The sequence below is a fragment of the Aliivibrio fischeri genome (assembly GCA_038993745.2).
Lineage (GTDB): Bacteria > Pseudomonadota > Gammaproteobacteria > Enterobacterales > Vibrionaceae > Aliivibrio > Aliivibrio fischeri_B.
Window position 1 is genome coordinate 1,270,927 of the sequence record CP160630.1, and the last position, 15,578, is coordinate 1,286,504.

A 15,578-nucleotide genomic window follows, 5' to 3' on the forward strand; every position below is an offset into this window, starting at 1 on the left:
TGACCTATACACGCCACCACAGTCCAAAAGTCATTCATTCACATGGCTACAAAGCAGCATTATATTCCAGGTTACTGCGCATCTCTCAATACACCTCTCAGCAAAAAATACGCTATATCAATACCTATCATGCAGGTGAAATTTCACGAGGAAAACTAGCCATATATGATTTAATTGATCGTTGGAGTGCCCCGTTGAGCCATTGCAACTTTGCAGTAAGTGAATTAATTAAAAAAAGAATCCCAAGCAAAACAGTGGTATTAAATAACTTCATAAATACAGAGAATTTAACTCTATCAAAAGGCACCCAAATTGCGTTTGTTGGGCGTCTAAGTCATGAAAAAGCGCCTGATCGCTTCCTTGAATTAGCCAATCAGCTATCTAAAGTACAGTTTCATTTTTATGGCTCAGGTCCAATGGAAAAAAACTTACAAAACCACTCACCTTCCAATCTTCATTTTCACGGGCATCAAAACTCAATGGATTCCATTTGGCCACACATTGGATTACTTGTTATTTGCTCACGTTATGAAGGCTTACCTATGGTTGCATTAGAGGCTATGGGGCGAGGTATTCCGGTGGTCTCAACCCCCGTAGGAAATATGCCGACACTCATCTGTAATAATGAAAATGGATGGATAGTTACCCCTGATGCTCTACCTACAGCAATAAAAAATTGGGTAAACTTACCGTCATCTCAAGCTAAAAATATTCAGAAAAATGCACAACAAACCATTCAAGAAACTTTCTCTTCTCAGGCTGTCATCCCCTCTTTATTATCTGCTTATCAAATTTAATTTTGTTTCTCATATTGATAAAAATCCATTCTCAATTTGAGAAAAATAAAACAGCATATAAATTAATCATTAAAATTCAACAAGATAATATAACATTCAAGATGGCACTCCATTTGCTCTATCTCTTATATCAAGAAGAAACTGCAAGGATGGTGAGCCGATGTCTAAATCAAAAAAACAACCTTACTGTTTGTACATTATGGTGATAACTGGATCCGAGGCAGTGAAGTTTGTCTTATTAATCTAATTAAAAGCATCAACCATCAGAAATACCGCTGTATTTTATGGTGTAATCAACAATGTCTTGCTGATGAAGTAAATAAGCAAGTGGAAGCAGTGTACGTTACTCCTTTCACATTACTGCTTGGTTGGGATTCTCCTCGATTTTCATTATCTAACTGGTTCCAGTTTTATCAACAGGGTAAACAAATCATCAAGTCACATAATATTGACTTAATCCATTGCAATAGTGCTGCGCCTTGTCAATGGATGAACTTGGTTGCTCGTCATACTCAAATTCCATTAGTCACTCACCTACATACCCAATATCCACTAAGGGATAGACTGAGCCTAGGTATTCATTTAAGTCCTAAACTCGTCACAGTAAGTGATGCGATTAGTCAAAACGTTTTAACTGACGGGTACAAAAAAGAGCAACTAACAACAATACCAAATGGAATAAATACAACAAAATTAAACACACAACATAAAATCGACCTAAGAACCCAATTAGGTATTGATAAAAATGCTTATGTTTTAGCAACATCAGGCTCATTAATTCATCGAAAAGGAGTCGACTTACTCATTGATAGCTTAGTTCTGGTTGACGCTGTAACGCTAAATATCCATTTAGTTATCATTGGTGAAGGGGAAGAAAGAGCAAACCTTGAAGCACAGGTTCGTCGATTAAAACTCACCAACAACGTCCATTTTTTAGGCGAGCAATCTAATGTTGTCGGTTTATTAAAAAGCGATATTAATGCATACATCAGCGGAGCAAGAGATGAAGCCTTTGGTTTAGCACTCATTGAGGCATCACTGGCTCAATTACCTGTTATTGCACCTATGGTTGGTGGTATTCCAGAGGTAATCACACACTACGAAACTGGCTTTCTTACACAACCCAATGACAGCGAATCTTTTGCAAAAGCCATTATGGTGTTTATCCAAAACCCGCACTTAGCTTCTCGCCTAGGGAAAAAAGGAAAAGAAACCGTTTATCGTTATTTCACCTTATCTCAATACGCACAACAATTTGAAAATATCTATGAAGAACAACTCATTAATAATCAATCACACACCCAACCTCTATGGGCGGCAATTAAACCTATTTTCAATAACTTAACGTACATTTCTAAACTATTTGTACGTAACCACATTGCCTCTCACTTCCGCTCAAATGACGATCTAAGCAAGGAGGCACACCATGAATAATATCAACCATATCTTAGTATTCGATCCCATCACCTACGCTGGAGGCTCAAAAGTTGCCACTCGTGAAATGATGGATTTAATAAACAGAAAAAAACACCACATTACGATACTTACCGCAAATCCAAGCTCTTGGTTATTACGTAATGTTGAAATGATCAATATGTCACACCCTAAATGGCTTCCAATATCAGAACATGGGAAAGGTTATTGGTTAAGACAACTCTATTTTTGTTTTTGGTTGATATATACACGAATTTTCTATGGAAAAATAAATATGGCTGTAGGGGCTTCAGGTCCTGGGATCGACATGCCTCTTTATCTTATGAAAGGGTTGCTTGGCTATCAAATTACTCAGCTAATTCATGGACCAGTCGGTTTATCTCGATCTATTGGTCTCTGTTTATGTAAAGCTCAACACGTTTTCTACTTAAAAAGCGCTTATCCTTCATTAATCGCTGCAATCAAACAAGTATGGCGTAAAAAACCTGAAACCGTTCAAGAAGAAAATGCACAACATCTATTACGTACTCATCATTTTGAAGCATTTGTGAATGGTATTAGTGAAAAGAACTTACCTTCTCCTTGTCAGTATGAAACCCCTTCTCTTTTTTGGGCTGCATCATTATTAAAATGGAAAGGATTAGATTTATTACTAGAGGTAATTAATTCCACTCCAGAATCTAATAGAGTACCAGTTAGAGTTTGCTATCTACTACCTGAAAACAATGCTCTACCCACAACAAAAGCACCGCAGGATATAAAAAGCATTGAATGGCATCATCAACCAGCTCAACTTGATCGTCTTCGCTCACAATCCAATATTTTTATTTCAACAAGTCACCAAGAACCATTTGGTTTGTCTATCCTTGAAGCTCTCACTGCAGGCATGTGTGTAATTATCCCTTCCGATGGCGCTTTTTGGGATCTGGTATTAACGCATAATAAAAACTGCTTAAAATATAAACCTAATGATATCAGCTCATTACAACAACAAATTAATAAAGCAACATCTAATACTCAACTAATAAAAACATTAGGAAAAGCAGGTACTCATCTATCACAAGGTTATCGCTCAGAACAATGTTATTTGAATATTAAATTAGCCATAGAAAAACGTCCTTTTTCAGCTCTATTATTAGATGAGGTGAAACAATGAGTCTATTTCCTTTATCACCCGTGCTAAAAAACATGGTGCTGTATGGGACAAGTATCGTGCTAATGAAAGGCGTATCTCTGTTCATGCTGCCATATATTGCTAATCATATTTCACAATATGAATTAGGACGTTTAGAGCTACTCGCTACTTTTGCAATGATCTTAAGTGTTGTTCTTGGATTTTCATTACACGAAGCACTTTATCGTTTTGCAGGAGCAGAACAAGACCCTTATAAAAAAAGAAAGATAACGGCACAAATATTCACATTAACCATGATTGTAGGCGCAGTATCTTTACCTATCATTTGGATAATCAGTCCTTTCTTTAATGAATTCAAACCAGAATATGCAAGTACTATTGAACTTGAATTATTGCTTATGCCTTTGGCTTTCGAAGGAATGATTGCCGTTGTGTTAGCCTCTTTAAGAATGCAAGATAAAGCACAATTATTCTTCTATTTAACAACAGGTCGAGCATTACTTCAGGCCATATTAACCGTTATTGTTTTACAACAAGGTTATGGCGTAACCGCTATTTTACTTGCTGGTTTTATTAGTGCAGTAATACAAATAATTGCTTTGGTTTACATACAAATGAATGAAAACCTGAAAGTAGAAAATACAAGCTATGTATTTAGCAAAGACATTGCTCAACTATGTCTTCCATATTGCTTTCCATTAATGCTAAGTGGATTGATTGCTTTTGGTTTAAACGGCTTTGAACGTTGGGTGCTTGCAGAAAACACCAGTTTTAATGACATTGCCTTATATGCTGTAGCACTTAAGTTCTCTCTTGCTCTTACACTACTGATGCAACCATTTTGTATGTGGTGGATGCCTAAACGTTTTGATTACTTACATGCAAAAGGAAATAAACTAACAGCGCAAATAACAGAAAGTAGCCTTGTACTACTATGTTCATTAACGATCCTAGTCAGCTACTTAGCTCCTGTATTAATCGATTGGTTAATGCCAACCACCTATCAATCAGCAAAACATATTGCAGTTGCCTTGATCATCGTTTCAGCAATCAAAGAATTAAATGAGTTAATTAATATTGGAGTACTTGCTAAGAAAAAAACAAACGCATTACTTTGGATTAATGGCGTAGCTACAATCATAGGAGTTGCATTAATTGTTATGTTAACGCCAATATACGGTGTATCGGGCGTTCTTACTTCATTGATTATCGCGCAACTACTACGAGTTATTGCTACATTCATTCTATCTCAACGTTACCATAATCTTCCCTACTCAATGGGAAAACTAGTGGTTATATTTTTAATTACAACCATTTCAATTGCACTCAGTTTGTCAGGATATTCAACCCTGTTACATCTTGTTATCGCCGCGGCTTCTACGGTTACCTTGATTGTCTTTGCTTTTCAATTAAGTCTCATCACTTTTCCTAAAAAAGAACAAACAGGAAAAACACTATGATGGATAATAATGTGCCACTTCAATCTCAATCATTACAATGGTTTACAGCTGTTGTATGCTCATTGCTAGCAGGAGTCTTGTGGCACTTATTTCCTCATCCAGCATTAATTGTTGTACTAGGTATAATTCCTCTTGCCGTTTTATATACATTAAATCGTCCATTTTTAATGGTATTATTTTTCGTCATTTTTTCCTTCTTCCGAATTCACGAGGTTTTTCCTCAACTTTACTCTTTAAAAATCCCACTATTGTTGTCTCTAGGATCACTTGCAGCTCTAGCTTGGCAAGTTGGGATTACTCGTCAAATTAAATTATTCTGGTGTAAAGAATTTACCTTACTTACTTGTTTTTTATTTTTGATTATCGTGGGTATTGTACTAGCTGGTAACCGTCCAATTGCTATTGAATACTTTAAAAACATCTATTGGAAAATTATTTTAATGACTTTCGCTATTGCCGTATTAGTCAGAACACCACAGCAACTAACTTTCACTTTAAGAGCAATCACCATTGCAGGCGTACTCGTCGGGATCGTAGCCATTCAAAATAAACTAGGAGGTATTGGATTAGTAGAAGAGACCCGTGTAACCATAGGGCGAGAACTCGGTTCTATGTTGGGAGATCCTAATGATTTAGCACTAGTACTTATGTTCCCTACATCTTTTGCTGTAGGTCTACTAGTAACCCATCAATTACCTTGGCATCAACGCCTCATTGGTTTTATCGCTATTCCTATTCTATTTTGGGCAATTATAGCAACACAAAGTCGAGGTGGATTATTAGGTATAATGGCTGTTTTTGGGATTTATGGCTTACAACGTATCAAGTCAAAAGCTTTATTGTTATCTATCGCTATCCTTGCTGGCGGTATATTATTCGCCGTTGCTGGTATCTCAGATAGAGCTTCAGGAGGCTCGGCAGAAGCAGGCGTTGACGCATCAGCAATGGGACGTTTATACGCGTGGGAAGCTGCTTTTAAGATGGCATTAGCCAACCCATTAACAGGTGTAGGTTTAGATAATTTTTATTCCAATTATTTCTATTATAGTCCTCACTGGGACGGATTAAATCATGCCGTTCATAGTACATGGTTTGGGGTTCTTGCTGAAACAGGCTTTCTAGGCCTAAGTATCTTTATTGCTCTTATTGTCGTACTAATTAAAAATGCCAACCACACTTTACAATCGGTTAAAGCAGTTAAAGACCGAATTGATCCCGCAATCTATACCAGTGCTCAAGCTGTATTTGCAGGATTAATAGGAACCATAGTATCGGGAACATTTTTAACTCAAGGTTTCAATTGGCCAATCTATATTTTAGCTGCACTTGTCGTCGCGGTAGGTAAAACAGCTCAGGTTGCATTAAACCAATTAAAAGAGTAAATCCTCACTTTCAAATCGATTCTCAAAATGAGAAATTTAGAATAACCCTAACCAAAATAACATATCCAATTGAAATATAAGTAAAAAAATATTGGCACATTCCATGATTGATCTACATAAAGAAGAATCAAAAAAGGAATGCCAATATGAACACATTATCAATTTATCGTTTTAAACAGTGGCTAAAAGAAGGTGAGAGTCCGCTAGCTCTGACGCTATTTCGTATAGCGAAATCCATCCGACATTTTGAGTTGCCAACTCCTCGCCTGCTTAACAAGGTACTTTATGGGTTGCACAAGACTCTATGTACTCAATGGCAAGCGTTTATTCACCTTATTTTTTATGTTCCAGCTTTCAAAGGTCGTTTAGAAAGTTATGGGAAACGCACACTGCTTTACGGTGGCTTACCCTTCTTTAGTGGTCCTTTAACGATGCGCATTGGTAATGACTGCCGCATTTCAGGGCAAACGACCTTTAGTGGGCGAACGAATTCAGATAATCCAACCTTAGAAGTGGGAGACAATGTCGATATTTGTTGGCAAACCACTATTGCTGTAGGCAACAAAGTTATTATTGGTAACAATGTGCGAATTGCAGGACAAGGTTTTTTATGTGGGTATCCAGGACATCCAATTGATCCAACTGAGCGAGCTTTGGGGAAACCTGATCTAGATAGTCAAGTGGGCGATATTATCTTAGAGCAAGACGTATGGCTTGGTTCTCGAGTGAGTATTATCGGCAACGTTACGGTTGGTGAAGGAACCATTGTTGCATCTGGTAGTGTCGTAACCAAAAGCCTTCCACCTTTTGTACTTGCCGCCGGAAATCCTGCCAAAGTAATCAAAAAACTAGATGTTAATGCATCAAATACAATCAAAGAGGAAATTCACTATGAAGCCTGATTTGATTGTATTTGGAGAAGATTGGGGAGGACTTCCCTCAAGTACCCAACATTTAATAAAACAGCTAGCACTTACTCGAAAAGTAGTGTGGATTAACTCTATTGGTTTACGCCAACCTCGCTTCTCAATTCATGATATGAAACGAGTATGGAGAAAGCTGACACAAAAAAGAGCAGTTCAAGCTCATAATGAAAATGAGGCTCCGTTTACAACGGTAAATATCAAAACCATCCCTGCACCAAAGGGAACATTTGCTCGTTGGGTTGCAAAAAAGCTTATCATCAATCAACTTAAGCCTATTTTGCAAAAAGAAAAACTAAACCAACCTATCTTATGGACATCATTACCTACGGTTGCTGATGTGTGTGGTGAACTAGGTGAAAAAAGCGTTGTTTATTATTGTGGTGACGATTTTGGTGCATTAGCTGGTGTTGACCACAGCACAGTAATACAGCATGAACAAAAACTCATTGATAAAGCGGATCTCATCCTAGCCGCCAGTAAAGAGTTACTAATAAAATTTCCTAAGAGAAAAACCCAACTATTAACCCATGGTGTTGATTTCACATTATTTAATCAACCAGTACCAAGAGCAAAAGATTTGCCTAATGATGGGCGCCCTATTGCTGGCTTTTATGGCAGTCTATCCGATTGGCTTGATTACGACTTACTAAATCAAGTCATTGCAGAAAACCCACTTTGGCATTTCGTTTTTATCGGAAAAAATGAATTAACGTATAACCCATTTAAAAATCACTCTAATTTGCACTTACTTGGGCCCAAAATGCACTACCACTTGCCAAGATACAGTCAACATTGGCAGGTAAACTTACTCCCATTTGTTGATAACGAACAAATCAGAGCCTGTAATCCTCTAAAATTATTGGAATATCTGGCGACAGGAACGCCTATTATTAGTACCTCATTTCCTGCATTAACACCTTATATTGCTGAAATTCACACTGTAAATTCAGTTCAAGACTTTACGATTCACTTAAACAGTATTCATTCTAATTGGCTCAATACATCAATACATAAAAAGAACACTCAACAAGCCGCATTAACTAAAAAACATACATGGCAGGCAAAAGCTCAACAGCTTGATGTGTGGTTGGAGGCATTATGATCACTTTAAGCCAACGTATTTTTATTATTTTAGAATCAGCATGGCGTCGTCGCTATTTGATTGTCTTACCCATTATATTAATGCCTTTTATTGGATTAACTATTGCGAAGTTAGCACCAAAGCATTATGACTCTCACACCAGTATGTTGATCCAAGAAACAGCGAAAATGAACCCATTCCTAGAAGATTTAGCCGTTTCGACCATGTTAAAAGAGCGATTAAGTGCTTTACAAACACTTTTACATAGTCGTCATATTTTAGGCTCAGTTGCAGAGGAGCGAGGTTATATTCATGAGTCAATGTCCCCTCAAGCCATTGATAATGAAATCAATCAACTATCCGCCAACTTATCTGTCAGCATGGCCGGTAAAGATTTAATTCGTATTGATTATCGAGCAAATAATCCTGATGGCATGAAAGATACGCTAGAGGCAGTTAGTCGTCATTTTACTGAACAACTTTTGGCTCCAGAACGTTCATCAATGAAGGATTCAAGTCAATTCCTCTCTGATAATATTGAATTTCGTCGACAAGAATTAGATGCCGCAGAAGAAAAATTAGCCGAATTTAAAAGCCAAGAAAATACCGTACTACCTGAAATGCAGCTCACAAGCTTAGATAGGCTAACCAAACTAAAACAACGTTTATACGAACGACAAGCCGAGCTCGCTGGTGCGAAAAAACGCTTAGGTTCAATCGATCTTCAACTTTCAAAAACCAATCCAGTAATAGGAAAAATAGAAGAACAAATCATTCGAATTCGTGGTGAACTGACTTTATTACAAGCTAAATACACCCCTCAACACAGTAAAGTTCAAGGAAAGTTACGTAATTTAAACCGTCTAGAAGAAGAGCGTTCTCGCTTACTTTCACAAACTCAACCGGGCTTAAGTAGTGAGCAATTATGGGACATAGCAAGTAGCAACAGTGTTGAAGATTTAGCAAAAGCGCCGCCAATACTTCTATCTCAATTAGAAGAGCTACAACAAGCAACCAGTAAAGTTGATGCATTAACAGAAGAAACACGAGTTCTCGAAAGCATGATCAAGGATATTGAACTACAAGCATCCACATTTGGACAAAACGAAAAAGTACTTTATCAATTACAACGAGATCTCACACTAAAACGTGAACTCTATAATGATCTAGTTGAGCGATTTGAAATGGCAAAACTTACTCGTTCACTGGGTGTTTTTGAGCAAGAAAAACGAGTAAAAATTATTGATCGACCTTATACACCAAGTGGTCCTTCAAACTTACCCACCATTCTATATGCTATTGCAGGCATTGCTGGAGGAATAGGATTAGGCATAGGTATGGCAGTAATTGCCGAATTATGCGACACCAGTATTCGAAGAAAAGACGAAATTAAAATACTGAGCTCAGCCCCTGTTCTTAGTCGTATACCGCCACAGCCCGTGAAATGTTTTCATCAAACTGAAGAAAACCCAACAGTAGCAGACAACTTACTGGCAAACATATCTAAAGCAAATTAAAAATGAATCTCTTATTAATGTGAAACTTCAGATTACTAAATTCATTCTCAATTTGAGAAAAAGAAAAAATCAACAATCAACCTATTGAATAATAAAGAAATTTTAATTGGCACAATCTCTGCAATTTGTACATTAGAATCACAAATAGGAGTGCGATATGAAAACCATTATTCACGTTGTCCAACACCTTTCACCTGGCGGGTTAGAAAGTATGGTATTAGATATGTTGGAGTTTACAAGCCAAGAACATCGCATCATTATTGTGAGCTTAGATGGTGCCTATGAAAAAACATTGGAAAATTGGCCAAGGTTACAACGTTATCAAGACCAAATTATATGTTTGAATAAATCAGCAGGATTTTCCTTTAAAGTAATAAAACAACTACTTAATTTATTTAAAACCTATAACGCAACGGTTGTACACTCTCATCATATAGGGCCATTAATTTACTCTGGAATTGCAGCCAAACTGAATAAAAAAATAAATCATGTTCATACAGAACACGATGCATGGCACCTCAATGCTAGCAAACATCGTCGATTACAACGATTTGCTCTTTCTCTGTCTCAACCTAAATTAGTTGCAGATGCCAGTTTTGTAAAAAAAGCACTTAACAACATTTTTAATAGCTACCCTATTTACACAATAAAAAATGGCATTAACCCATACAAATTCAGCATCGGTGATAAACAAAAAGCAAGAAATAAACTCAATATAATATTACCTGTTAATTCCATTGTTGTTGGTAATGCTGGGCGACTAGAAACTGTAAAAGGTCAATTAAACCTGATTGAAGCATTCCGTTTTTTAAATTCTAAATATCACTTACTGCTTGCAGGTTCTGGCTCCCAAAAAGAGCACTTAATGCAACTAGTTAAACGATATCACTTAGAAGATAGAGTGCACTTTTTAGGACATATCGATCATATGCCGACCTTTTATCACGCATTAGATTTATTTTGTCTTCCTTCAAATAACGAAGGATTCCCATTATCGACGCTGGAGGCTCAGGCTTGTGGGATCCCTTGTATCGCAAATGATGTTGGTGGAGTAAGTGAAACTCTATGTCCAAAATCCAGCATTTTAGTCAGTAACAATGCTGCTATAACATTAGCTCAAGCCATTGAATCAATGACACACAAAACCAGAAAATTCTCTTCACGAGATTTCATTTTAAAAAATAACCATGCTCAATCGATGGTTAATGCATATGAAGAGTTATATTTTGAAGGAGCAAATCTATGAATCTTTTTCTTATCATCATCACATCGTTAAGTATTGGTATCGTAATATACCATCATGCTCTTTACCCTATACTATTACGCTGGTTTGCTTCTCGTCGCCCAATAAAAGCAATAAAGCCAACCTGTAGAAACTTTGCTGAATCAAAAAAAGATCGTACATTGCCGTCAATAACCATGATCATTCCAGCTTATAACGAGTCACAATGGATTGCTGAAAAAATTCGCAATTTATCTTGTTTAGATTATCCATCATCAAAATTAAAAATTATCATCGCATGTGATGGATGTACTGATGACACTGTTACTATTGCTTATAACACTATACAAGAAGCTCTATGTGCAGATACCCACTTTGAAATTTTAGATTTTGAACATAATCGAGGAAAAGTGGCCTTACTTAATCAACTTATTCCTCAATATCAGTCAAGTGATGTCATTGCTCTGAGTGATGTTTCAGCCCTGCTTTCTTACGATGCATTGTTAATTGCAGCTAAACATTTCGAGAACAAAAATGTTGGTGTTGTAAATCCTACTTATCATTTATTAACACCTTCCTCTGAAGGCGAAAAGAAATATTGGGAGTATCAAACCCTTATTAAACAACAAGAAGCAACATTAGGTTCAAGCTTAGGATCTCATGGGGCTTTTTATCTATTTCGTTCCGAGCTATTTATTCATCTAGAGTCAGATACCATTAATGATGATTTTATTTTACCCATGATGATAGTAAAACAAGGTTATCAAGCAGTATACGACCCAAGCATTCTAGCAGTAGAACTAGAACGCGTAGTACAAGAAGAAGACTTTTCTCGAAGATTAAGAATTTCAGCAGGGAATGTACAACAATTATTCCGTCTAGTTACCTTGTTTAACCCTAAATACAAAGGAACAGCATTTACCTTTTTCTCTGGTAAAGGGTTAAGAGCAATGATGCCATATTTCATGCTTATTGCGTATATCGGCTCAGCTTGCCTTTTATCTAACCCTTTATTTTTAATCGCATTTATTGGACAAACCATTGGATATTGCATAGGGGTTATTAGTTTATTCTTACCTGCATTATTTTCAAATAAATATTGTCAGATCCTTGCCTATTTAATATCAGGTCACACTGCCAATTTACTCGGTGGATTAAATTATCTATTAAAAAAACCAACCGCTCCGTGGACTCGAGTTCAAAAATAACAGAGGATTTTATTATGATAGATTCATATTACACAATGAACCAATCGACCATTAAAGCCAAACGTGCTTTTGATGTTTGTTTATCCATTATAGGCTTAATGCTTACGCTTCCACTTTTTCCATTTATTGCTCTAGCGATTAAGTTAGATTCAAAAGGCCCAGTTTTTTACCGTCAACTTCGAGTTGGAAAAGCCATGCCAGATCAAATTCATGTTTTTGAAATGATAAAATTTAGAAGTATGGTGCAAGATGCAGAAGTGGCTACTGGGGCAACCCTTGCAACAAAAGGCGACAGTAGAGTAACTACCGTTGGTCGTATATTGCGAAAAACACGCTTAGACGAGTTACCACAATTTTTTAATGTAATAAATGGAGATATGTCTCTTGTAGGGCCTCGACCTGAAAGACCAACCTTTTATAATAAATTAGAACGTGAAATCCCTTATTTTAGTGAAAGAACTTATGGAGTATTACCGGGTATTACAGGATTAGCTCAAATTAACCAAGGTTATGATACGTGTATTGAAGATGTTCGTTCAAAGGTGGGATTTGATCATAGCTACGCTCTATCGTTAACATCAATTTCAGGATGGATTAAATCTGATCTTTATATCCTTCTAATGACAATTAAAGTAATGATATTTGCTCGAGGTCAATAAAATCATAACGGTTTCTATTTGAATTTTATATACAATTTACCTTTAACCACTCAAATTTTATGTGTATTACAAATGGAAATTTTATGATTCCATGCGAGCTAACTAATTAATTTATAAATAGACGTGCTTTGCAGTTATCAAATTTAAGACAAATAATGAATGGAATAAACTGCTACTATCTAACGAATAGCTATCAACTATTAGGAAATGGATACCTGATATGCAAAAAACGTTAACGTCTGCCATCGACATTCCTGAACAAATGCAAAACGATTGGCAAAATATGCTCGATATTTTATCGAATGTAATTAATGTACCTGCTGCATTAATTATGCGTATTTATGATAATGACATTAAAGTTTTTTCATCAAGTTCTTCCACAGAAAATCCTTACATTAAAGGAGCAACAGAAAAGCTCAACCAAGGGCTATATTGCGAAACCGTAATAAAAGAAAGACAAGAATTAACCGTATTTAATGCCTTGGTAGATCCTGAATGGAACAGCAACCCCGATCTTAAACAAAATATGATCGCCTATTGTGGGTTACCCCTTTATTGGCCAGACAATACCCCTTTTGGCACCCTATGTATTCTAGACAAAAAAGAAAATCACTTTTCACCGACTTATCAAAAGTTGATGAAAACCTATCAGCATTCGATTGAAGCCCAACTCAACACGTTATATCAACATGCTGATTTACTTAACCGTCACAAAGAGCTGCAGGCAGAAGTTGCAAGAACAACTCAGCATCTGAATGAAATAAATATCAAGTTATCCAATGAAATTGATTGTCGACGAGCAGCAGAGCAAAAAGTTGAGTATCATAAAAATCATGATGTTAATACGGGTTTTCTAAACCCCATCGCTATTCATAGACATGTTGATAATCTAATAAAAAACGAAACTAAATTTGTACTTTTGCATATACATTTTGCTAATAGTCGTAAAATACAACAAGAATACGGTTATCAAGCGTTTGACTCTTTATTAATAGAATACCGTTCAAAGCTAACAAAAATCACTGATACTTCAGTTACTGGGCGCTTAGGTTCATCGGATATTTTATTGATTATTCAGACAGATAAAGAAAAGCTGCCACAGCTGTGCCAACATTTATCTGAAATAGGCCAAGCAAACTACACGGCAAATGAACAATCTCTACATCTGCAAACTTATGTTGGAGCAGTACATTCTAAAGAAGGTATATCTCGTTCAGATTTACTGCAATTTGCTTACGATACCGTTGTAAAATGCCAAAGCTTAGGTAAAACTTTTACCATTGCAGACGTATCACTGCCTACTCAATCGTCATTATCTGAGCATAAAATTGAGCGCTATTTATTAGAAGCCGTTCGTAATCACGATCTATTCTTAAACTATCAACCTAAAGTATGCCCAGTAAATAAAAAATGGATTGGTTGTGAAGCACTATTACGCTGGAATCACCCACATTTAGGTGCAATCGCTAATGACGTATTAATCCAATTAGCAGAACGAAATGGCCTTATTTATGAGCTAGGGAACTTTGCACTTAGAAACGCAATTCAACAGGCATCTGAGTGGATCCTACATTCACCAAACTTTGTCATGGCCGTAAATATTTCTGCTGTCCAACTAAAAGATCCCCACTTTGTAACTCACATAAAACAATTACTTAGTTTATATCAACTACCTTCAAAAAACCTTGAACTAGAAGTAACAGAAAGTGGCTTAATTTCTGATGAGCCGCTGGCAATTACAACATTAAGCCAATTGAATAATATGGGAATTTCTATTGCATTAGATGATTTTGGAACAGGTTATGCCTCATTCCAATACCTTAAAAAATACCCATTCAGTTCATTAAAAATTGATAAAAGTTTTATTGCCAATATTGAACAAAATGAAGACGACCAAAACATTGTTTGTGCAATGATCAACATAGCCAAAAAACTGCAACTTAAAGTTGTGGTTGAAGGCGTTGAAAACCAAAACCAAGAAGCGTTTGTAGTTAAAGAAGGTATTGACTTAATTCAAGGTTATCTTTATTCCAAACCCATTTCCGCAACCGATTTTGAAGAAGGTTTATTTAATCAATCTTCAATTGGTACCCCCTACTTTCAGTTTGTGTAATGGGCACTCTAAAATATCATTATAGAAAGAAGCAGAAGATCTGATACTCTTGCTAACAAATATCATAATAAAATGAACTCAGTCAGCATGAATATTCAAAAAATAGAACAAGAAGTACAGCAATGGTTAGAAGATGTGGTCATCGGCCTCAATCTTTGCCCTTTTGCAGCAAAACCTAACCGTAATAAACAAATCAAAATTTTTGTATCTGAAGCAACAACAGAAGAAGCATTACTTGAAGATATTCTTCAAGAGTTGATGAATTTAGATTCAAAAACGGCTGAAGAGCTAGAAACAACACTCGTTGCGATTCCTAATATGCTGCAAGACTTTATGGATTATAACTTCTTCTTGGATTGGGTTGACGCACTCATCAAACAGCAAGAATGGGAAGGTATTTATCAAATTGCGACGTTCCATCCTGATTACTGTTTTGGTGGTGCAGAGCCTGAAGATGATGAGAACCTAACCAATCGCTCTCCATATCCTGTCCTTCACCTTATTCGTGAAGAAAGCATGGAAAAAGTCCTAAAACACTATCCAAATCCAGAGGCAATTCCAGATACAAATATTGCACGTGTTGAAGCGTTAACCTTAGAAGAACGTCGTAAGCTATTCCCTTACTTGTTCGTATAAGATAGGCT

Annotated in this window: 13 protein-coding genes; all 13 read left to right on the forward strand. The window is 36.4% G+C overall.

Annotation, left to right across the window (positions count from 1 at the left end; all coding sequences use genetic code 11):
* Window positions 1-194: 194 nt before the first annotated feature.
* The 13 genes from AAFX60_020055 to AAFX60_020115 all read left to right on the forward strand — a co-directional run bounded on the left by AAFX60_020055 (window position 195) and on the right by AAFX60_020115 (window position 15,570).
* Window positions 195-797, forward strand: a complete 603-nt coding sequence (locus tag AAFX60_020055; GenBank protein ID XDF79426.1) for a glycosyltransferase family 4 protein — start codon at window positions 195-197, stop codon at window positions 795-797.
* Between the two features lie 213 nt (window positions 798-1,010).
* Window positions 1,011-2,231: a glycosyltransferase gene (locus tag AAFX60_020060; protein ID XDF80168.1), complete on the forward strand. Its 1,221-nt coding sequence runs from the start codon at window positions 1,011-1,013 to the stop codon at window positions 2,229-2,231.
* Window positions 2,224-3,387, forward strand: a complete 1,164-nt coding sequence (locus AAFX60_020065) for a glycosyltransferase family 4 protein (protein XDF79427.1) — start codon at window positions 2,224-2,226, stop codon at window positions 3,385-3,387. The genes AAFX60_020060 and AAFX60_020065 overlap by 8 nt, the downstream gene beginning before the upstream one ends.
* Window positions 3,384-4,826 (forward strand): oligosaccharide flippase family protein, encoded by a 1,443-nt coding sequence (locus tag AAFX60_020070; protein ID XDF79428.1) that lies wholly within the window; start codon window positions 3,384-3,386, stop codon window positions 4,824-4,826. Before AAFX60_020065 ends, AAFX60_020070 begins: the two co-directional genes overlap by 4 nt.
* Window positions 4,823-6,208 (forward strand): O-antigen ligase family protein, encoded by a 1,386-nt coding sequence (locus tag AAFX60_020075; GenBank protein ID XDF79429.1) that lies wholly within the window; start codon window positions 4,823-4,825, stop codon window positions 6,206-6,208. The genes AAFX60_020070 and AAFX60_020075 overlap by 4 nt, the downstream gene beginning before the upstream one ends.
* 146 nt (window positions 6,209-6,354) lie before the next feature.
* Window positions 6,355-7,110, forward strand: a complete 756-nt coding sequence (locus AAFX60_020080; protein ID XDF79430.1) for an acyltransferase — start codon at window positions 6,355-6,357, stop codon at window positions 7,108-7,110.
* Window positions 7,100-8,236 carry a glycosyltransferase family 1 protein gene (locus AAFX60_020085; GenBank protein XDF79431.1) on the forward strand — a complete coding sequence of 379 codons (1,137 nt, stop codon included), beginning with the start codon at window positions 7,100-7,102 and terminating at the stop codon, window positions 8,234-8,236. Before AAFX60_020080 ends, AAFX60_020085 begins: the two co-directional genes overlap by 11 nt.
* Window positions 8,233-9,732, forward strand: a complete 1,500-nt coding sequence (locus tag AAFX60_020090) for a chain-length determining protein (protein ID XDF79432.1) — start codon at window positions 8,233-8,235, stop codon at window positions 9,730-9,732. The genes AAFX60_020085 and AAFX60_020090 overlap by 4 nt, the downstream gene beginning before the upstream one ends.
* A gap of 157 nt (window positions 9,733-9,889) precedes the next feature.
* Window positions 9,890-10,978 carry a glycosyltransferase gene (locus AAFX60_020095; GenBank protein ID XDF79433.1) on the forward strand — a complete coding sequence of 363 codons (1,089 nt, stop codon included), beginning with the start codon at window positions 9,890-9,892 and terminating at the stop codon, window positions 10,976-10,978.
* Complete coding sequence (locus tag AAFX60_020100) at window positions 10,975-12,162, forward strand: glycosyltransferase family 2 protein (protein XDF79434.1); 1,188 nt, start codon at window positions 10,975-10,977, stop codon at window positions 12,160-12,162. The genes AAFX60_020095 and AAFX60_020100 overlap by 4 nt, the downstream gene beginning before the upstream one ends.
* Window positions 12,163-12,176: 14 nt before the next feature.
* Window positions 12,177-12,821, forward strand: a complete 645-nt coding sequence (locus AAFX60_020105; GenBank protein XDF79435.1) for a sugar transferase — start codon at window positions 12,177-12,179, stop codon at window positions 12,819-12,821.
* 220 nt (window positions 12,822-13,041) lie between these two features.
* Window positions 13,042-14,934, forward strand: coding sequence for a GGDEF and EAL domain-containing protein (locus AAFX60_020110; protein ID XDF79436.1), 1,893 nt, complete (start codon window positions 13,042-13,044; stop codon window positions 14,932-14,934).
* Between the two features lie 87 nt (window positions 14,935-15,021).
* Entirely contained in the window at window positions 15,022-15,570 is a 549-nt protein-coding gene (locus tag AAFX60_020115) for a DUF1415 domain-containing protein (protein XDF79437.1), read from the forward strand.
* Window positions 15,571-15,578 lie beyond the last annotated feature (8 nt).